The sequence below is a fragment of the Microbacterium deferens genome, from assembly GCF_045517775.1.
Lineage (GTDB): Bacteria > Actinomycetota > Actinomycetes > Actinomycetales > Microbacteriaceae > Microbacterium.
Genome location: NZ_JBEUWT010000001.1, coordinates 1,675,383 through 1,694,042, shown reverse-complemented (window position 1 = coordinate 1,694,042; position 18,660 = coordinate 1,675,383). Strand labels below are relative to the sequence as shown.

The window sequence follows — 18,660 nt, the reverse complement described above, 5'->3', positions numbered from 1 at the left end:
GACCACCGGCTTCTCCGGCAACGGCGAGATCTCGGTCTCGTTCTCGCTCCCCGCGGTCGAGGGTGTCTTCTCGGTGACGAGCCCGAAGCCCGGCGAGACCGTCGACTCCCGCACGATCACGTTCACCGGAACCGGCGAGAACGGCTCGTTCGTGAACGTTCTCGACGAGAACGGTGACCGCATCCCGGGCACCGGTTCGGCCGTCGTCTCCAACGGTGTCTGGTCGACGACCGGCACCTACGCGGACGACGCGTCGGTCGCTCAGACGATCACCGCTTTCCAGACCACCGGCTTCTCCGGCAACGGCGAGATCTCGGTCTCGTTCTCGCTCCCCGCGTCGGTCGTTCCGAACCCGGAGCCGACGTCGACGGCCAGCCCGGAGCCCACGTCGACGGCCAGCCCGACCGCGACGCCCATCCCCGGCCTGCCGGCCGCTAACGCCGGTGCGTCCGACAGCCTCGCGGCGACGGGCTACGACTCGACCGGGATCGCCGGACTGGCCATCGGCGGAGCCATGCTCGCCGGCGCCGGTGCGGTCTTCATGGCGATCCGCGCACGCGCACGCCGGGTCAGCTGACCTCGGACCGTGTGAAAGAAGCCCCCATCACCTCGCGGTGGTGGGGGCTTCTTCGTGTCGGCTCGCTCCGGTGGCGCTCAGCGCCGGACGTCGAACTCCAGATCGATGAGGGCGAGTTCGTCGCGGGGAACGACTGCGGTGAGCACTCCGCCGTCGGGGAGCGCCGCTCCGACGGCGTAGACGAAGGGATCGGTGTCGATCTCGATGCCCGGGAGGTCGCTCCCCTCGACGCGGACGCTCACGCCATCTCGCACGGCCGATGCCCCCGGGAACGCCGGCGAGTCCCATTCGTGCAGGTCGATGCCCGCCCGTTCCCGGAAGTGGTTCATCAGGATGTGTCGCGCGTGGTCCACCAGCAGCGCTTCGGGCGTCGTCCGCTCGGAGCTCTCGGCGTGCCACGAGGTGCGCACGGCCTCCGACAGACGCGGGTAGCGCATGCGCTCGACCTGCTCGATTAACCACGCGGGCCGTGGCCACGGCGGAACCGTATCGAGGGAGCGCCGCGTGTGGTCGTCGAGGTCGGCGAGGTTCACCGGATCCGACCGATCATCGGGATTGCGCCACAGCAGATAGCCCACGCTCACCGACATCGCGACCATCGTCTCGCCCTGCTGTTGCACCGTGAGCGCGAGACTGTCGTCGTCTTCGAGCGATCGCTGCGGAACGAAGCCCCGCGCGGGTACGGGCAACTCCTTCGCCCGCTCGGCCTGATCGAGCCGCGGGTCGGGGGCGTCTTCGGGAAGCACTCCGGCGAACTGCATGCTCTCGAGTGTGACCGTCCGACCGGGGTCCGGCAAGAGACCGGTGGATGCTGCGCCATCACCCCTTGACCGGGCGCGCACGGGTTGATTCGATCAGCTCATGTCTTTCGTCGAGTCTGCGGACGGAACGCCGATCCACGTGGAGACGACCGGCGACGGCCCGCCCGTGGTCATCGTCAACGGCGCGTTCTCCACGGCGGCGGATGCCTCCGGGGTCGCCGACGCGCTCGTGCGCGCGGGGTTCGCCGCGGTCGTCTACGACCGCCGAGCCCGCGCCGGCAGCGGCGACACCCGCCCGTTCGCACCCGAGCGCGAGGCCGACGACCTCGCCGCGGTGATCGCGGGCGTGGGCGGCGCGGCGGCCGTCCTCGGACATTCATCGGGCGCCGCGCTCGCGCTGTTCGCGTCTTCGCTGGGGGTGCCGACCGGAACCCTCTTCCTGTCCGAACCGCCGTTCCATTTCGGAGAGGACGAGCCGCCGTCGGATCTTCCCGAGCGCCTGCAGCGCGCGATCGACCAGGGGCGCCCGGCCGACGCGGTCACGATGTTCCAGATCGAGGGCATTGGTCTGCCCCCGGCGATGGTCGAGCAGATGCGGTCGAGCCCGATGTTCGACGGCCTCGTCGCGCTCGCGCAGTCGACGGTGTACGACGCCACCCTCACCCGTCAGGTCTCGACCCCCACGGCGGCGATGCGCGAGGTCGACGTGCCCGTGGTCGTGCTGACCGGAAGGGATACCTTTCCCTTTCTCCACGCGGCGTCCGAACGCCTCGCCGAGGAGGTGTCCGGTGCGGTGTTCGTCGAGGTCCCCGAGTCGGTGCAGCACCGGCTCGACCCCGAGGCCACCGTGCGGGTCGTCACCGCGCACTTGCACGCGTGAGGCTGCGGCTGCGCAGCATCCATCCGATCGAGGAGGCGACATGTTCACCACAGACAGGGCTTTCAGCGGGTTCTCCGTCGACGACATCGACACCGCGCGCTCGTTCTACCGCGACACCCTCGGACTCGAGACCCTGGACGACGAGATGGGCTTCTTCAGCCTGAAACTCGCGTCGGGCGCCTCGGTGTTCGTCTATTCGAAGCCGAACCATGAGCCCGCGAGCTTCACGATCCTCAACTTCCCGACCGACGACGTCGAGGCGGCCGTCGACGACCTGAACGCGCGCGGGGTGACGACGAAGATCTACGGTGACGACGAGCTGAAGACCGACGCGAAGGGCATCCAGCGCGGCCGGGGTCCGACGATCGCGTGGTTCCGCGATCCCGCCGGCAACGTGCTCTCCGTGCTCGAAATGTGACTCGCCGTCGCCCGCGCTCCGTGCCGGTTCCCCTGTCGCATCTGGCGGGTTCAATCAGCCATCCGTGACGGGGGAGCGGATGCGGCGGGGGAGCGGATGCCGGGGAGGAGACGGCGCCGGGGGAGCGGGCGCGGCGCCGGGTCAGAGCGTCGGCCAGCCCTCCGGGGCGATGGAGCCCGCGGGGTATTCGTCGAGCGGCACCGTGCCCGCGCGCCACGCGTCGAGCACGGGCTGCACGATGCGCCAGCACTGTTCGGCGGCATCTCCCCGCACCGAGAGCATCGCGTCGCCATCGAGGATGCCCGAGAGCACCTCGGCGTAGGCGACGCGGCCGCCCTCGCCGAGGTCGGCCTGCAGCGAGACGCGTTCGAGCACCAGCGGATCGGCGCCGCCGTTGACGTTGAGGCCCAGTGACATCGTGTCGGGGCTGAGCGAGAAGCGCAGTTCGGTGGGGGCGGTTTCGCCCGTGAACCCCTGCGGCATGTGGCGCACGGGTTGGAAGGTGACGATCACCTCGGCATCCTTGTCGGCGAGAGCCTTGCCCGAGCGCAGCGTGATCGGAACGCCCTGCCAGCGCGCGGTGCGGATCTCCACCGTCATCTCGGCGAGGGTCTCCGTCTCGCGCGAGGGGTCGACACCCTTCTCGTCGACGTACGAGGGGTACTCGCGCCCGTCGACCGTGCCGGCGGTGTAGCGCGCGCGTCGAGACGATGCGACCGGGTCGTCGCCGAGGACGTGCGTGGCGCGGAGGATCGCCGCGGTCGCGTCGCGCAGATCGATCTCGTCGAGAGACGACGGCGGCTCCATGGTCACGAACGCCATCACCTGCAGCAGGTGGCTCTGGATCATGTCGATGAGCGCGCCGGCACGGTCGTAGTAGCCGGCGCGACCCTCGAGGCCCAGCGATTCGTCGTACTGGATGACGATCGACGCGATGTCGTCGGCCGACCAGACCGGCTCGATGAGACGATTCGCGAACCGTACGCCGAGGAAGTTGAGCACCGTCGAGCGCCCGAGGAAGTGATCGACGCGGAACACCTGGCGCTCCGGAACGAGCTTGGCGAGCACCTCGTTGAGCTCGTGGGCGCTGGCCTCGTCGGTGCCGAATGGTTTCTCGAGGGCGAGGATCGTGCCCTCCGGGATCTCGACCGCTTCGAGCGCCGTGCAGGCCTGCTCGGCGACGGCCGGGGGAACCGCGAAGTACAGAGCGGGACGCCCCTCGGCGGCGTTCAGCAACGCCTGCAGGTCGTCGGGCTTCGTGATGTCTGCCTTCGAGTAGGTGGTGGCCGACACCGCGGCGAACGCGCCCGTCGCCTCGGTCGTCTCGAATGCCTTCTCGACGACCTCGCGCCAGTGCTCGTCGGTCCAGTCGTCCATGCCCGCGCCGTGCAGGCGCACCGACCGATAGGGCTCGCGCACGAGCAGTTGACCGAGCGCGGGGAGCAGCAGTCGCGAGGTCAGGTCGCCCGAGGCGCCGAGGATGATGAGGGTGGTGTCGGCGGTCATGAGGCCCACCCTAGGACTCGCCGGGCGCTCCGGTCCGGTCGCGCTCCGAAGTTGACAGAATCATGCCGTGCCCGCACCTATCGAGGACTACGCCCTGCTGAGCGACTGCCGCACGGCGGCCCTGGTCTCTGCGACCGGCAGTATCGACTGGCTGTGCCTGCCCCGCTACGACTCACCCTCGATCTTCGGCGGCCTGCTGGGCGACGACGCGCACGGGTCGTGGAGCCTGCGCCCGACCGACCCGGCGGCCACCGCTGAGCGCCGCTACGACGACGACACGTTCATCCTGGTGACCCGCTGGACCACGCGGGCCGGGATCGCCGAGGTCTACGAGTTCCTCGCCTACGACGATGCGCGCCACGACCTCGTGCGGCGGGTCATCGGTGTCCGTGGCGAGGTGGAGTTCGAGAGCGTGCTGCGGCTGCGCTTCGACTACGCGCGCGCCCTTCCCTGGGTGCGGCAGATCGGTTCGCCCGACGACCCGGCGCTTCTCGCGATCGCCGGACCCGCGGCCGTGGTCGTGCGCGGTCCGTTGCACACCGCCCACGACCAGGCGCACAGCGCGACGTTCTCGGTGTACGCCGACCACTCGGTCGACAGCACCCTCAGCTGGGCGCCGTCGTACGACGACGTTCCCGAGCCCGTCGACGTGGAGGGCGCGTGGGAGCGCACCCGCGAGTGGTGGACCGACTGGGCCAGCACCCTGTCGCACGACGGCCCGCACCACGACCTCGTGATCCGCTCGCTCCTCGTGCTGCGGGCGCTGACACACCGCGACACCGGCGGGATCGTGGCCGCGGCGACGACCTCGCTGCCCGAGCAGGCGGGCGGCCCGCGCAACTGGGACTACCGGTACGTCTGGCTGCGCGACGCCGCTCTCACACTGCAGGCCTACATCGCCCACGGCTACCTCGCCGCCGCCGCTCGGTGGCGTGAATGGCTGCTGCGCGCGATCGCCGGCGACCCCGCCGACATCCAGATCATGTACGGCATCGCCGGGGAGCGCGACCTCCCCGAGCGCGAACTGCCGAACTTCCCCGGCTACGAGGGGGCCTCCCCGGTGCGCATCGGCAACGGCGCCGTCGACCAGTGGCAGGCCGACGTCATCGGCGAGGTGATGGTGGCGTTGGATGCTGCGCGCCAGGCTGGGCTGACCGAGACGCCGTTCTCGTGGGCCCTGCAGCGGGCGCTTCTCGCGCAGGCGGCGCAGACGGTGGACGAGCCGGATCAGGGGATCTGGGAGATCCGCGGCGAACCGAGGATGTTCACGCACTCCCGCGTCATGATGTGGGCCGCATTCGATCGAGGCGTGCGCGCCGTGGAGCAGCACGGTCTCGACGGCGAGGTGGAGGACTGGCGTGCCCTGCGCGATCGGCTGCGGTCGGCGATCGACGCCACCGGTGTGGGCGAGGGCGGCTACTTCGTGCAGCACGACGCGACGACCGAGGTCGATGCGTCGCTGCTGCAGCTTCCGCTCGTGGACTTCTGCGCCGCCGACGACCCGCGGATGCTGCGCACGGTGGAGCGCATCGAGGAGACGCTGATGCCCGACGGGTTCGTGCGCCGCTACCGCACTTCGTCGGGAGTCGACGGTCTGTCCGGCGACGAGAGCGCGTTCCTCGCGTGCTCGTTCTGGCTCGTGCAGCAGTACGCCGCGTCGGGGCGTCGCGACGACGGCGGCGAGCTGATGGCGCGGGTGTGCGCGGCGGCGAACGATCTCGGGCTGCTGTCGGAGGAGTACGACCCTGCGGGGCGTCGCCAGCTCGGCAACACCCCGCAGGCCCTCTCGCATCTCGCGCTCGTCGGCGCGGCCGACGCCCTGCGCGGCTGAGTCAGCTGCGCAGCGCCTCGGTGAGCTTCACCCGGGCACCCATCCGCAGGAGGGTGTTCTGGTAGATGCGCGCACCGACCCAGATCGCCGCGGCGCACGTGGCGAGCAGGATGACCAGCGACAGCAGCGGTTCCCACCACTGCGCGTCGCCGAGGTAGAGGCGCAGCGGCATGCCGACCGGCGCCGAGAACGGCACGTACGACATGACCGTGAGCACCACGGGGTTGTCGTTGAAGAAGATGACGAGGAAGTACGGCGCCATCACGAGCAGCATGAGCGGGGTGGTCGTCGCGCCGATGTCCTCCTGTCGCGAGACCATCGCTCCGGCGGCCGCGAACAGGGCCGCGAGCAGCACGAATCCGAAGAGGAAGAAGACCGCGAACCACACCAGCGGCGCGCCGAGCCCGCTCAGCAGCTCGGATTGACCGGTGACCGACAGTCCGACGATCGAGATCGCCGCCAGGCCCACGATCTGACCCATCGCGAGCACCGTGTTGCCGATCACCTTCCCCGCCAGGAGCGAGCGCACCGGGATGGCCGAGATGAGAATCTCCACGACGCGCGTCTGCTTCTCCTCGACGACGCTCTGCGAGATCGTCGCGCCGAAGGTCGTCGCCGCCATGAAGAAGACGATGCCGAAGCCGATGGCCACGAGATAGCGGAGGGCGCCGTCGACCGCGTCGGCCGGGTTCAGCAACTCGACCGACGGGGTCTGGGCGAGCAGGCCCAGCACGTTGCTCGGGGAGCTGTCGTCGGCGATGACCTTGTACGAGAAGGCGCCGCCCGCGGCATCGGGCACGAGGGCCGCCTCGACGGTGCCGTCCTGCACGAGGGCGGTCGCCGCATCCGCATCGTCGGCGACGGTCACATCGAACCCCTCGATGCCGCTGACGTCGGGCTGCGTCTGACTCGTCACGGCGATCGCGATGCGGTCGTCGCCGGCGTTGTTCGCGGCGATGCCTCCCCAGATGACCGCGGCGAGGGCGATGATCAGCAGGAAGGCCGACGAGATGATGAACGACTTGCTGCGGAGTTTCGAGCCGATCTCGCGTTCGGCGACGAGCCAGACGCTCTGGAGCTCGCCCGGCGTGGATCGACGGGTGTTCGCGGGGGCGGAGGTGCTCACTGGATGACCTCCTTGAAGATCTGGGCGAGGGTCGGATGCTGCGGAGCGAAGCTGGCGACGTCGCCGCGCTCGACCGCGCGGCGCAGTACCCGCTGGGCGTCGTGCTCGGCGGCGTCGAAGAGGGCGTAGCCGCCGTCGAAGTCGACGACGGTAACCCCGGGTTCGTCGCGGATCCACCCGGCGTCGCCCGCGGAGACGAGCTCGAACCGGTGCCCGGCGTGCTCGGCGCGGAGCGCGTCGCGAGCGCCGGCGGCGCGCACGGTGCCGTCGGCGATGATGACGAGGTCGTCGCAGAGGCGCTCGACCACATCGAGCTGGTGCGAGGAGAACAGCACAGCGGTGCCCGCGGCCGCGCGCTCCTGCAGAACCCCCGCGACGACGTCGACGGCGAGCGGGTCGAGGCCCGAGAACGGCTCGTCGAGGATGAGCACCTCGGGGTCGTGCACGAGGGCCGCGGCGATCTGGGCGCGCTGCTGGTTGCCGAGGGAGAGGGTCTCCACGTTGTCGCGGAGGCGCTCCGACAGGCCCAGACGGTCGAGCAGCGACTCGGCGGCCGTGGTCGCTTCGGCTTTGCCGTAGCCGTGCAGCCGAGCGAGGTAGGCGATGTGCTCGCCGACGCGCATCTTCGGGTACAGCCCGCGCTCTTCGGGCATGTAGCCGAATCGGCGACGGTCGGCGGCGGTGACGGGCGAACCGTCGAGGGCGACATGGCCGCCGTCTTTCGCGAGCACGCCCAGCGCGATGCGCATCGTCGTAGTCTTGCCGGCGCCGTTCCCGCCGACGAAGCCCGTCAGGCGTCCCTGGGTGACGTCGAACGTCACGTCGTCGAGCACACGGCGACCGCCGTAGCTCTTGGTGATGCCGGTCAGCTCGAGCACGGCTCCTCCTCCTCCGGCACCCGTGGCGGGTGCCCGAGAACGACGTTACGCAGGCGGGTGCCGCGCAGCATCCGCCCCCGGGAGGGTTGGACTTCTCCCCCTGGCGGGGGAGGGGCGCTCAGGCGAGGCCGTGTCGGTGCGCGATCACGACCGCCTGCACGCGATCGCGCGCGCCGAGCTTCTGCAGCACGTTGGATACGTGCGTCTTGACCGTCGCATCGCCGATGTAGAGGCGGCTGGCGATCTCGGCGTTGCTGAGCGCCTCGGCCATCAGGCGCAGCACCTCGGTCTCCCGCTCGGTGAGGGTCGCGATCGCCGGGTGCGGGGTCGGTGCGGCGGCGATCGCGGGCTCGGCGTCGGGTCCTGCGAAGCGGGCGATGACGCGCCGGGTCACCTCGGGTGCGAGCAGCGCGTCGCCGCCGGCGACCACGCGAACCGCCGAGACCAGTTCCTCCGGGCCCGCGTTCTTCAGCAGGAATCCGCTTGCTCCGGCCGAGAGCGCCTGGAAGAGGTAATCGTCGCGATCGAAGGTGGTGACGATGAGCACGGCGGCCTCGACCGAAGGGTCCGAGACGATCCGTCGCGTAGCCTCCAGGCCGTCCATGCCGGGCATCTGCACGTCCATGCAGATGACGTCGGGGTGGAGGGCGGATGCGGCGGACACCGCCTCCGCGCCGTTGGCCGCTTCTCCGACGACGTCGATGTCGTCCTGGAGCGACAGGATCGTGCGGAAGCCCGCGCGCATCATCGCGTGGTCGTCGACGAGCAGGACGCGTATGTCAGACACGGGCGGACGCCTTCGTCGTCAGGGGTACGCGGGTGCGCACGAGGTATCCGCCGCGTGAGCGGGGGCCGATCTCGATCGTTCCGCCCGACGCTCCCGCCCGCTCGCGCATGCCCAGCTGTCCGAGGCCCGGTGCGCCGGAGCCCACGCGTCCGGTGTTCGATACCTCGAGCTCGACCGACTCGTCGGTGTAGCGCAGTCGCACCTCGGCCGTGGCGTGCGGTCCGCCGTGTCGGCGGGCGTTCGTCAGGGCCTCCTGGGCGATGCGGTAGAGGTTGACTTGCACGAGACCGGGCACCTCGCGTTCCTCGCCGACGATGTGGAACGTGGTCGGCATGCCCGCCGACCTCGTCGCCTCGACGAGGTCGCTCACCGCGTCGAGGTCGCGGGTGGTCGGAGCGGTGTCGGGTTCGGGGTCGCTGCCGTCGGGCGTCCGCAGCGTGGCGAGCAGCTGCCGGAGTTCCGTCAGCGACTGGCGAGCCGACGACTCGACGCCCTCGAGGATCTCGCGGGCGTGGTCGGGGTCTTTCGGCATGACCGAGCGCGCGGCACCCGCCTGTACGCCCATGAGCGAGACGTGATGGGCGACCACGTCGTGCAGCTCGCGGGCGATCCGAACCCGATCGAGGGCGACGGCCTGTGCCGCGGTGACCTCGCGCTCCCGCTCGAGCTCGGCGGTGCGCTCCTCGAGGGCGGCGCGCTCGCGCATCTGCTGGTGCGAGCGCTCGCCGAAGTAGTAGGCCCCGCCGAAGTAGAGGGCGTTGAGGAGGAACGTCAGCAACGTGTAGGCGATGTACGGCGAGAACGCCCCCGCGCGCGAGAACACCTCCTCGGTCTCGGTGGGCACGGGGCCTGTGGCGTCGATGAGCATGACGATCGTCAGCCAGAGGAACATGCCCGCGATGATCGCGATCCGCACGATGGTCGCGCGACGCCTGTTCGTCGACCAGGCACCCACCGTGTAGAGCGCGATGAACATCGCCACGTTGCCGGCATAGAGCTCGGGGATCTGGATCGTCACCGCGACGAAGTAGGCGACGGAGACGACGATGGCGACGATCGACGGCCAGCGTCGGCGGAAGGCGAGGGGAACGGCGAGCACGAAGGCGTAGGCGACGGAGAGGGGCATCGCCGCCTGTCGGTCTCCGTACATCCCGGCGATCGCCGAGAGGACAGCGCTGATCAGTGCGCCGACGAGAACGACGACCGCCAGCACGACGTCGGCGCGACGCTGCGCGGGGGTGGGGATCATCCCCTCACGTTACGAGACGGGCGTGCCCCGCAGCATCCGCCGGAAGGGGGAGCGTGCACTCGATTCACAGGAATACACCCATCGGAGGCCGCGTTCGCTCGAGGGTACGGGCCGTTCCCGGCCGCGCAACCGAAAGGATCCCCGTGACTGACTACACGATCGGCTACATCGTCGGCAGCATCTCGAGCACCTCGATCAATCGGCGTCTCTCGAAGGCGCTGGAGCGCGTCGTTCCCGACGGCGTGAAGCTCGTCGAGATCCCGATCGCTGACCTGCCGTTCTACTCGCCCGACTTCGACGCAGACTTCCCGCAGGTCGCCCGCGACTTCAAGCAGTCGATCGCCGACGTCGACGGCGTGATCATCCTCACCCCCGAATACAGCCGGTCGATTCCCGGGGTGCTCAAGAACGCCCTCGACTGGTCGGCTCGTCCCTACGGTGAAGCCTCCTTCGACGGCAAGCCGACCGCGGTCATGGGCACGTCGCAGGGCCCGATCTCGACGGCCGTCGCGCAGCAGCACCTCAAGACGATCCTCAGCCACTACAACGCCCCCGTGCTCGGCCAGCCCGAGGGCTTCATCCAGTCGACCCCCGGCCTGTTCGAAGACGACGGCGCGATCACGAACGAAGGAACCGCGGCGTTCCTCCGCTCCTACCTCGAGGCTTTCGTCGACCTGATCGGTCGCTACGCGCCCGCCGACGACGCTTCGGAGTCGAAGGCCGCCTGAGCACCATCGGTCGCTCCAGACGCCCCCGGTCTTCGTGACCGGGGGCGTCTGGCGTTCGGCGGCCCGTGCGGGTGCGGGCGGCACGGGTGCAGGCCGCGTGGGTGCGGGCGCGGGTGCGGTTCGCGCCGGCACCGGCTCGCGCGGGCACTGGCTCGCGCGCGCACCGGCTCGCGCGGGCGAGGGCACTGGTCAGGAGGGCGCGGGCCAGGAGGGCGCGGGCCAGGAGGGCGCGGGCCAGGAGGGTGCGGGTCAGAAGGGCACGGTGGCTTCGGGTGAGCGGTCGTCGTCGGGTGCGGGTCGGAAGACGGGGACTTTCCGTTCGGGTCGCACGACGAATCGTCTGCCGCCGGGGGACAGCCATTCGAGTGCGCCGCCGCTGTCGGGGATCTGTGTCACGCACCATCCGCCGTGATGCTTGATGGTGTGATGCCCGACGCACAGTGGGCCGAGGTTCGTGAGTTCGGTGGTGCCGCCGTGTTCCCACGCGAGTTGGTGGTCGATCTGGCACCGGCGGGCGGGGGTTCCGCATCCGGGGGCCATGCAGGTCGCCGCCCGCCACTCCACCAGACGTCGTAACGCCGCCGGGGTGCGGTACTGGTCACGGCCGACGGAGAGCACCATCCCCGTCTCGGGGTGGGTGAGCACCCGCATCCACCCGTCTGCGCCACCGCAGAGTTCCCGGGCCTGCTCGATGGGGATCGGACCGACCCCCTCCACCACCGCCGGCACCGTGTTCGCGTGCTCGTCATCGAGCAGCGACAACACCGGCACCGTCACGGCCACGGCCGCGCGGATTCCGCGCGCCGCGTCGGGGTGGGCGGGCACGTCCCCATCGACGAGAAGGTCGACCAAGACGTCCGCACGCAACTCGTCCAGAGAACGCTCCTCGCCCTCCTGGTCGCCGAGGGCGTGTGCGATCGCGGTCGCGCGGTGCTGGATCGCGTGGGCCTTCACCGCGGAGGTGTAGAGCATCACCCAACTCATCCCGTCCTCCGCTGGCTGCACCACCACCCGCCGCTCCCGCACCGCTTCCGCATGCCGATCACTGAGCGTCGCGGCCCGCACCGTGTCGACGAGCTTCCGCAGCAGGCGGCGGAACGACCCGAGCGCGTGGGTCGTGGCGAGGTCGACGGCGAGCGGCACCACCTGATCCCGCAACTCCGGCTCCACCTGGTCGACCAGCTCCACGAACACGTCCGCGTGCCGCTCCGTGGTGCGTGCGTGGGAGAGGGCGTCGAGCATCGCCGGGTACCGGTTCATGAGGCCGTCGGAGGTGGCCAGCATCCGTTCTGCGATGTGTTCGGTCACCTGCAACACCGTCGCAAGCTCGAGCCGCAGGGACCGCATCACGATCTCCGTCGTCTTCCCCCGGAACACCGCCGCCTCGGCCATCGCCTCCCGCCGCAAGCCCTCGACCCGCTCGAACCGTTGCGCGGCGAACACCGACATCAACGTCGACACATCCGCCACCGCATCCAAGCCATCACGACCCGCCGCGACCGGATCACCGTCGGCGTCGATCCACTCGCGCTCGTCGAACCACTCGCGCTCGTCGGGCCACTCCGAGCCAGCGGCCTCCGACTGCGGGGCATCGGCATCGCGCCGCGCCTCACCGCCAGTCGGGGTGCCACTGCTCGAGAACATGTCTACATACTAGAACAAAGGTACGACACTCGCCCGGAAAGCAGGCGACTGTGGAAAACTCCGCAGCGGGCGGCTCAGCCGAAGATCATCGGCCGATCGTCGTCGTCTTCGTCGGAAGACAGGTCGAGGTCGACCACCACGGGAACGTGATCGCTCGGCACCTCGCCCTTGCGCTCATTGCGGTGGATCTCGGCACCGCGCACGGCGTCGGCGAACGTGTGCGAGCCGAGGACGAAGTCGATGCGCAGCCCCTCGTTGCGGGGGAAAGCCAGCTGCTTGTAGTCCCAGTACGTGAAGCCTGTCGGAACGAGCGGGCGAACGACATCGGTGAGGCCGGCCGACTCGAGGGCGGCGAAGGCCGCACGCTCGGGCGGCGACACGTGAGTGGTCTTCCCGACGACGACACCGGGCGCGCCGTTGTCGGCGTCGGTCGGGGCGATGTTGAAGTCACCGGTGAGGGCGAGCGCCAGATCGGGCGTCTGTGCCAGCGTCGAGGCGGCGTACTCCTGCAGCGCGCTCAGCCAGTCGAGCTTGTAGACGTAGTGGGGGTCGTCGAGCGCCCGCCCGTTCGGCACGTAGAGGCTCCAGACCTTGACCCCGCCGATCGTCGCGCCGATCGCACGCGCTTCCTGCGGAGCATCCGGACCCTCGTGCCCCTTGGCGAAACCGGGCATCCCCGGAAACCCGATCTCGACGTCGGTGATCGGCTCACGGCTCGCGATCGCGACGCCGTTCCACTGGTTCAGGCCGTGGGCGACGACGTGGTAGCCGGCATCCTCGAACTGCGCGTAGGGGAACTGCTCGTTCTTGCACTTGATCTCCTGCATGGCCAGCACGTCGATGTGCTCGCGCACGGCGAACTCGACGGTGCGGGTCACGCGGGCGCGGATCGAGTTGACGTTCCAGGTGGCCAGGCGCATGGTTTCCAGCCTACGACCGCGGCCACGTCGGCCTTGCCGAGAGTGCCGCTTTCGGCCAGAGGTGCCCGAAGGAACGCGCACGGTCGGCGGTTTCGGGCACACTCGGCGGATGCTGCGGGCTCTAGGCTCGGAGCATGACCGTCGCCTCCACGCCCGAGCTCGAAGCCGACCGCCAGGCTCTGATCGCCCTGATCGGGGAGGAGGCCGTCTTCCACGGCGACTTCACGCTCTCGAGCGGCAAGAAGGCCACGTACTACGTCGACATGCGCAAGCTCACGCTCGATCACCGCGCGGCTCCCGCGATCGGGCGCATCATGCTCGACCTCATGCGTCAGGGGCTCGGCGAGAACTGGAGCGACATCTCGGCGGTCGGCGGACTCACCCTGGGTGCCGACCCGATCGCGAACGCGGTGCTGCACGAATCCGCCCGTGCCGGCGACCCGGTCGACGCGTTCGTCGTGCGCAAGGAGCCCAAAGACCACGGCCGAGGCCGTCAGATCGAGGGCGCAGAGGTCGCCGGTGCGCGCGTGATCGTCGTCGAAGACACGTCGACCACCGGGCAGTCGGCCTTGAAGGCGGTCGAGGCGCTCCGCAAGGAGGGCGCCGAGGTTCTGGCCGTTGCGGTGATCGTCGACCGCAAGACCGGCGCGCAGGCCGCGGTCGAAGCGGCCGGCCTGACGTGGCTCGCCGCGATCGACCTCGACGATCTCGGGCTCGCCCCGCAGTAGGGGGTCAGTCGTCGTCGCGGTCGCGGCGCGAGCGCACCCACTGCACGACGAACACCACCAGCGTCGTCGCGAGGATCACGAACGAGACGAGCAGGATCGCGGTGCGGTCGTCCATCAGGGCCTCTTTCCTTGCGCCGCGTCGGCGACGATCCGTGCGATGCGTGCGGCGCGGGTCTCGGGCCGCTTCGCCATGGCGATCTGGGTGAGCCCGAACTTCTTCGTCGAAGACGGAAAAGCGTCCCACCGGGTGCGCGCTTCGGGGGTCGCGTCGAGCGCCGCGGTGAACTCCGGTGGCTCGATACCGGCCTCCGGTCCGTCGAGCATCTCCCACGCGCCGTTGCGCTTCGCCGTTTCGATGGCGCGCATGCCGGCGGGTCGCAGCATCCCCTCAGCCTCGAGGCGAGCGATACGCGCCTTGTTCGTGGCGGCCCACCCGCTCGTGGGCCGACGTGGCGCGAACCAGAGCCCCGACGTCTCTTCGTCGAAGACGCGCACCGGGCCATCCACCCACCCGAAGCACAGCGCGTGCAGGATCGCGTCTTCGTACGCCACGTGGCGGTCAGCGAAACCCGTCCGTCCTCGGACGAGCCAGGCCCCCCGTGAGCTCTCGTGATGGAGGTCGAGCCATGCGAGCCAGGCGTCGCCGTCCGCGGCGACCACGCGCTCCCCGTCGTCGAGTGCCCCCATCAGAGTCCGTCCGGAAGCTCCGACTCGCTCAATTCGATCTCGATCGGCTCCGACCGCACGAGCTCGGCGACCGAGCCGAGGATCTCGTCGGGCCGGAAGGGGTAGCGGTCGATCTCGGCCTGGTCGCTGATGCCGGTGAGTACGAGCACCGTGTGAAGTCCCGCCTCGATGCCCGCGACGACGTCGGTGTCCATGCGGTCGCCGATCATGCCCGTGTTCTCGGAGTGCGCGCCGATGCGGTTCAGCGCTGATCGGAACATCATCGGGTTCGGCTTGCCGACGACGTAGGGCTCCTTGCCGATGGCCTTCGTGATCAGCGCCGAGATCGCACCGGTCGCCGGCAGGACCCCCTCGGTCGACGGCCCGGTCGCGTCGGGGTTCGTCGCGATGAAGCGGGCGCCGGCGCCGATGAAGCGGATCGCCTTCGTGATCGCCTCGAACGAGTAGTTGCGGGTCTCGCCGACGACGACGTAGTCGGGATTGGTCTCGGTCATGATGAAGCCGGCTTCGTGCAGGGCCGTGGTCAAGCCGACCTCGCCGATCACGAACGCGGTGCCGCCGGGCTTCTGCGACTTCAGGAAGTCGGCGGTCGCGAGGGCGGAGGTCCAGATGGATGCTTCGGGCACCTCGAGCCCCGACGCTCGCAGCCGAGCGCTCAGGTCGCGAGGCGTGTAGATCGAGTTGTTCGTGAGTACGAGGAAGGGGGTCCCCTCTTCGCGCCACTGCGCGAGAAGGTCAGCCGCCCCGGGAATGGGGACGTTCTCGTGCACGAGCACGCCGTCCATATCGGTCAGCCAGCACTCGATGTCGCCCCTGGTCCGCATGGCCTCAGCCTAAACCCCGCGATCCGCCGCCGCAGGGTGCGTTCCCTACCAGTTCTATGCCGTCGAGGACATGCCTCGATCGTGGCCCTCCGCGCCGATATCGTCGACGGTGTGACGCGAGCGGAGTGGAACCCTCGAGAGCTTTCCGACCTGACGGGACGCACGTTCGCGGTGACCGGCGCGACCAGGGGGCTCGGCTTCTTCGCCTGCGAGCAGCTCGCGCGTGCCGGGGCCCACGTCGTGCTCACCGGGCGCCACCCGAACCGGCTCGTCACCGCGCGCGCCGCGCTCGTGCGGCGGGTGCCGGACGCCTCGGTGGAGACCCTTCTCCTCGACACCAGCAAACTCGGGTCGGTGCGGGCGGCCGCGGCCACCCTGCGCGCCCGCGGGGCACTCGACGGCCTGCTGCTGAACGCCGGTGTCGTGCATCCGCCGAAGACCCGCGAGACGGTCGACGGCAACGAGCTGATCTTCGCCACGAACGTGCTCGGACACTTCGCGCTCGCCGGGGAACTGCTGCAGCCCCTGGCGGCGGCGCGGGGGCGCATGGTCTGGGTGGGCAGCATGTCGACCTCGATGTGGAACTACGACCCCGTCGACCCGCAACTGACCACCGGGTACACGCCGTGGCGGGCGTACGTGCAGTCGAAGGTGGCGACGACCGCGCTCGCCTTCGAGTCCGACCGGCGGCTGCGTGCGACGGGCGTGCCGGTGCGCAGTCTCGTCGCCCACCCCGGATACTCGCTGAGCGGCCGCACCGCCGGCATCCGCGACGTCAACGAGCCCACTCGCGCCAAGCGCTTCCTCGCGAACCTGCAAGCACCGCTCACGCAGTCGAAGGAGGAGGGCGCGTGGCCGCTCGTGCGCGCGCTCGTCGACATCGGCGCCGAGGGAGGGTCGTACTGGGGGCCGGCTCAGATCACGCGAGGAGCCCCGCGGCCCGCCACGGCATCGGCCCTCACGCGCGACCCCGCCGTGGGCGAGCGTCTCTGGGCCGTGTGCGAAGAAGCGACCGGTGTGCGGTGGCCGTTCGCGAAAGCCGCGCGCGCGGCGCAGTGACCGTCAGTCGCCGTCCGTTCGGCTGAGCCACACCGCATCCGCCGCGCCGTCGGGCAGCGCGACCCGCGCAGCATCCACTCGCACCGACGACGCAACCTCGACCTCGACCTCGACGTCGACGTCGATGCCCACGTCGACGAGCGCGCGCAGCAGCGCGGAGTCGCGGTCGCTGACCCGCAGCACGCGCCCCCGATGACCGGGTTGCGCGTCGGCGAGCAGCACGAACGGCTCGCGATGCACGGCGCCCTCCGCGTCGGGGATCGCGTCGCCGTGGGGGTCGAAGCGGGGATGCCCGAGGCGTTCGTCGATGCGCTCCAGCAGCCGGTCGCTGAGCGAGTGCTCGAGCACGTCGGCCTCGTCGTGCACTTCGTCCCACGAGTAGCCGAAGTCGCGCACGAGCCAGGTTTCGATGAGGCGGTGGCGGCGGATGACGGCGGCCGCGCGGCGCTCGCCGAGATCGGTGAGCGAGACGGGGCCGTAGGGGCGATGGGTGACGAGGTCGAGGGCGGCGAGCTTCTTGACCATCTCGGTGACGCTCGAGGGCGCGAGCCCCAGCACGGCCGCGAGTTGCGACGGGGTGATGCGACTGTCTTGCCACTCGGTGTGGTGGTAGATCGTCTTCAGGTAGTCGTCGACGGCAGGGGAGGCCACGCGAACAGGCTAACCGCCCGTCAGCACCAGCCAGAGCAGCAGGCCGTTCAGGGCGATGAGGAACACGGATGCGGCGATCCCCGCCGCCGTCGTGATGAAGCGGTTGCGGAACCGTCCGAGCACCTCGCGTTTCGCGGTCAGGGCGACGAGCGGGATCAGGGCGAACGGGATGCCGAACGACAGCACGACCTGGCTCAGGACGAGGGCGAGGGTGGGGTCGACGCCGAGGCCGAGGATGACCAGTGCCGGGGCGAGGGTGACGAGACGCCGTGCGAGCAGCGGCACCCGGATGCGCAGCAGGCCGTGCATGATCTCGGCGCCCGCGTACGCCCCGACGGAGGTCGACGCGAGGCCGCTGGCGAGCAGGCCGACCGCGAAGAGGGTGGCCACGAGCGGGCCGATGCCGTCGCGGAGGGCGCCGTAGGCCCCCTCGAGCGTGTCGGTACCCGGCACTCCGGCGAGATTGGCGGCCGCCAGCAGCAGGATCGCGAGGTTGACGGTTCCGGCGATGGCGAGGGCGATCGTGACGTCCCACCGCGTGGCGCGGAGCAGCCGGGCGGTGCCGATGCCCCGAGCCTTCTCGAGGCCGTCGCGCGCGGCCTTGCGCTCGTGCTCGGTCGAAGTGCCCGCCCGCCTCGCGTCGGCCGCGCCCTCCGGATCGAAACGATCGCGGGCGAGCGCGGAGTGGGCGTAGATCGCGTGGGGCATGATCGTGGCGCCGAGGATGGATGCGGCCAGCAGCACCGACTGCGAGTCCTCGAACCGGGGCACGAGACCCCCGACGACACCGGCGGGGTCGGGTGGGGCGATGAAGACGCCGAACATGAAGCCGATGGCGATGATGGCCAGGAGTCCGACGATCACGAATTCGAAGGGGCGCGCACCTCGCCGCGACTGTACGACCAGCAACGCCATCGAGACCGCCCCGGTGATGACCCCGCCCCACAGGAGGGGCACGCCGAAGAGCAGGTTGAGGGCGACCGCGCCGCCGATGACCTCCGCGATGTCGGTCGCCATCGCCACCAGTTCGGCCTGCAGCCAGTACGCGCGCCGCACCCACGGGCGACGGATCCTGTGGCCCAGGGCCTCGGGCAGGCTCTCGCCCGTGACGATGCCGAGCTTGGCCGAGAGGTACTGGATGAGCCAGGCCATGACGTTGCCGAGCACGACGACCCAGACGAGCAGGTAGCCGAACACGGCGCCCGCGGTCATGTTGCTCGCGACGTTGCCCGGGTCGAGGTACGCGACCCCCGCGACGAGGGCGGGGCCGATCAGCCAGGCGGCGCGCGGGGGCCGGGTGGTGCGGGGCGCTCGCGCCATCGCGACATCGCTTTTCGGCATACCGAAACCTTAGCCATATTTCGGCTCACCGAAAACACCGCCTGCGGCGCCGCATCCGCCCTCCT

18 protein-coding genes and 1 pseudogene are annotated in these 18,660 nt (G+C 70.2%); 7 read left to right on the top strand and 12 right to left on the bottom strand.

All coding sequences use genetic code 11. The annotated features are described in order from the left end of the window. Nucleotides 1–577, top strand: a pseudogene (locus tag ABTU82_RS08000) (hypothetical protein); the annotation flags it as partial. A gap of 77 nt (nt 578–654) precedes the next feature. Here the strand turns inward: ABTU82_RS08000 and ABTU82_RS07995 are convergent. Continuing rightward, nucleotides 655–1,338 (bottom strand): hypothetical protein, encoded by a 684-nt coding sequence (locus ABTU82_RS07995; RefSeq protein WP_407172789.1) that lies wholly within the window; start codon nt 1,336–1,338, stop codon nt 655–657. Between the two features lie 100 nt (nt 1,339–1,438). Here ABTU82_RS07995 and ABTU82_RS07990 point away from each other — a divergent pair, with 100 nt between their 5' ends. Both ABTU82_RS07990 and ABTU82_RS07985 read left to right on the top strand, forming a co-directional pair. Beyond that, entirely contained in the window at nt 1,439–2,218 is a 780-nt protein-coding gene (locus ABTU82_RS07990; protein ID WP_407172787.1) for an alpha/beta fold hydrolase, read from the top strand. 40 nt (nt 2,219–2,258) lie between these two features. Then, a complete protein-coding gene (locus tag ABTU82_RS07985) occupies nt 2,259–2,636 on the top strand; it encodes a VOC family protein (protein WP_407172786.1) in 378 nt (125 codons plus the stop codon). A 141-nt stretch (nt 2,637–2,777) separates the two neighbouring features. Here ABTU82_RS07985 and ABTU82_RS07980 read toward each other — a convergent pair whose 3' ends face one another. Continuing rightward, the gene (locus ABTU82_RS07980; RefSeq protein ID WP_407172784.1) at nt 2,778–4,142 is read right to left on the bottom strand and encodes a glucose-6-phosphate dehydrogenase; all 1,365 of its coding nucleotides are present in this window, start codon (nt 4,140–4,142) and stop codon (nt 2,778–2,780) included. A gap of 67 nt (nt 4,143–4,209) precedes the next feature. Between ABTU82_RS07980 and ABTU82_RS07975 the strand changes: the two genes are divergently transcribed. Then, nucleotides 4,210–5,973 carry a glycoside hydrolase family 15 protein gene (locus tag ABTU82_RS07975; protein ID WP_407172782.1) on the top strand — a complete coding sequence of 588 codons (1,764 nt, stop codon included), beginning with the start codon at nt 4,210–4,212 and terminating at the stop codon, nt 5,971–5,973. Between the two features lies 1 nt (nt 5,974). Here the strand turns inward: ABTU82_RS07975 and ABTU82_RS07970 are convergent, their stop codons facing one another. The 4 genes from ABTU82_RS07970 to ABTU82_RS07955 form a co-directional block, all read right to left on the bottom strand. Then, complete coding sequence (locus ABTU82_RS07970) at nt 5,975–7,099, bottom strand: ABC transporter permease (protein WP_407172780.1); 1,125 nt, start codon at nt 7,097–7,099, stop codon at nt 5,975–5,977. After that, nucleotides 7,096–7,977 (bottom strand): ABC transporter ATP-binding protein, encoded by an 882-nt coding sequence (locus tag ABTU82_RS07965; protein WP_407172778.1) that lies wholly within the window; start codon nt 7,975–7,977, stop codon nt 7,096–7,098. The genes ABTU82_RS07970 and ABTU82_RS07965 overlap by 4 nt, the downstream gene beginning before the upstream one ends. Before the next feature lie 118 nt (nt 7,978–8,095). Further along, nucleotides 8,096–8,764, bottom strand: a complete 669-nt coding sequence (locus ABTU82_RS07960) for a response regulator (protein WP_116649045.1) — start codon at nt 8,762–8,764, stop codon at nt 8,096–8,098. After that, on the bottom strand, nt 8,757–10,013 hold the full coding sequence (locus ABTU82_RS07955) for a sensor histidine kinase (protein ID WP_116649044.1): 1,257 nt from the start codon (nt 10,011–10,013) through the stop codon (nt 8,757–8,759). Before ABTU82_RS07955 ends, ABTU82_RS07960 begins: the two co-directional genes overlap by 8 nt. 143 nt (nt 10,014–10,156) lie before the next feature. Between ABTU82_RS07955 and ABTU82_RS07950 the strand changes: the two genes are divergently transcribed. Continuing rightward, nucleotides 10,157–10,741, top strand: coding sequence for an NADPH-dependent FMN reductase (locus ABTU82_RS07950; protein WP_407172775.1), 585 nt, complete (start codon nt 10,157–10,159; stop codon nt 10,739–10,741). A gap of 249 nt (nt 10,742–10,990) precedes the next feature. On the opposite strand, the gene ABTU82_RS07945 is transcribed toward ABTU82_RS07950, so the two are convergent. Beyond that, nucleotides 10,991–12,385 carry an HNH endonuclease signature motif containing protein gene (locus tag ABTU82_RS07945; RefSeq protein WP_407172773.1) on the bottom strand — a complete coding sequence of 465 codons (1,395 nt, stop codon included), beginning with the start codon at nt 12,383–12,385 and terminating at the stop codon, nt 10,991–10,993. A gap of 74 nt (nt 12,386–12,459) precedes the next feature. Next, the gene (locus tag ABTU82_RS07940; protein ID WP_407172771.1) at nt 12,460–13,305 is read right to left on the bottom strand and encodes an exodeoxyribonuclease III; all 846 of its coding nucleotides are present in this window, start codon (nt 13,303–13,305) and stop codon (nt 12,460–12,462) included. A 134-nt stretch (nt 13,306–13,439) separates the two neighbouring features. On the opposite strand from ABTU82_RS07940, the gene pyrE reads away from it, so the two are divergent. Beyond that, nucleotides 13,440–14,033 (top strand): orotate phosphoribosyltransferase, encoded by a 594-nt coding sequence (gene pyrE / locus ABTU82_RS07935; protein ID WP_407172769.1) that lies wholly within the window; start codon nt 13,440–13,442, stop codon nt 14,031–14,033. Between the two features lie 114 nt (nt 14,034–14,147). On the opposite strand, the gene ABTU82_RS07930 is transcribed toward pyrE, so the two are convergent. Both ABTU82_RS07930 and ABTU82_RS07925 read right to left on the bottom strand, forming a co-directional pair. Beyond that, complete coding sequence (locus tag ABTU82_RS07930; protein WP_116648202.1) at nt 14,148–14,720, bottom strand: YdeI/OmpD-associated family protein; 573 nt, start codon at nt 14,718–14,720, stop codon at nt 14,148–14,150. Beyond that, entirely contained in the window at nt 14,720–15,544 is an 825-nt protein-coding gene (locus ABTU82_RS07925) for an HAD-IIA family hydrolase (RefSeq protein WP_116648201.1), read from the bottom strand. Before ABTU82_RS07925 ends, ABTU82_RS07930 begins: the two co-directional genes overlap by 1 nt. A 111-nt stretch (nt 15,545–15,655) precedes the next feature. Between ABTU82_RS07925 and ABTU82_RS07920 the strand changes: the two genes are divergently transcribed. Continuing rightward, nucleotides 15,656–16,603: an SDR family NAD(P)-dependent oxidoreductase gene (locus tag ABTU82_RS07920; RefSeq protein WP_407172767.1), complete on the top strand. Its 948-nt coding sequence runs from the start codon at nt 15,656–15,658 to the stop codon at nt 16,601–16,603. 3 nt (nt 16,604–16,606) lie between these two features. Here ABTU82_RS07920 and ABTU82_RS07915 read toward each other — a convergent pair whose 3' ends face one another. Together ABTU82_RS07915 and ABTU82_RS07910 are read right to left on the bottom strand one after the other, a co-directional pair. Beyond that, nucleotides 16,607–17,254, bottom strand: coding sequence for a metal-dependent transcriptional regulator (locus tag ABTU82_RS07915; protein WP_407172765.1), 648 nt, complete (start codon nt 17,252–17,254; stop codon nt 16,607–16,609). A gap of 9 nt (nt 17,255–17,263) precedes the next feature. Next, nucleotides 17,264–18,595 (bottom strand): Nramp family divalent metal transporter, encoded by a 1,332-nt coding sequence (locus ABTU82_RS07910; RefSeq protein ID WP_407172764.1) that lies wholly within the window; start codon nt 18,593–18,595, stop codon nt 17,264–17,266. Nucleotides 18,596–18,660: the final 65 nt, after the last annotated feature.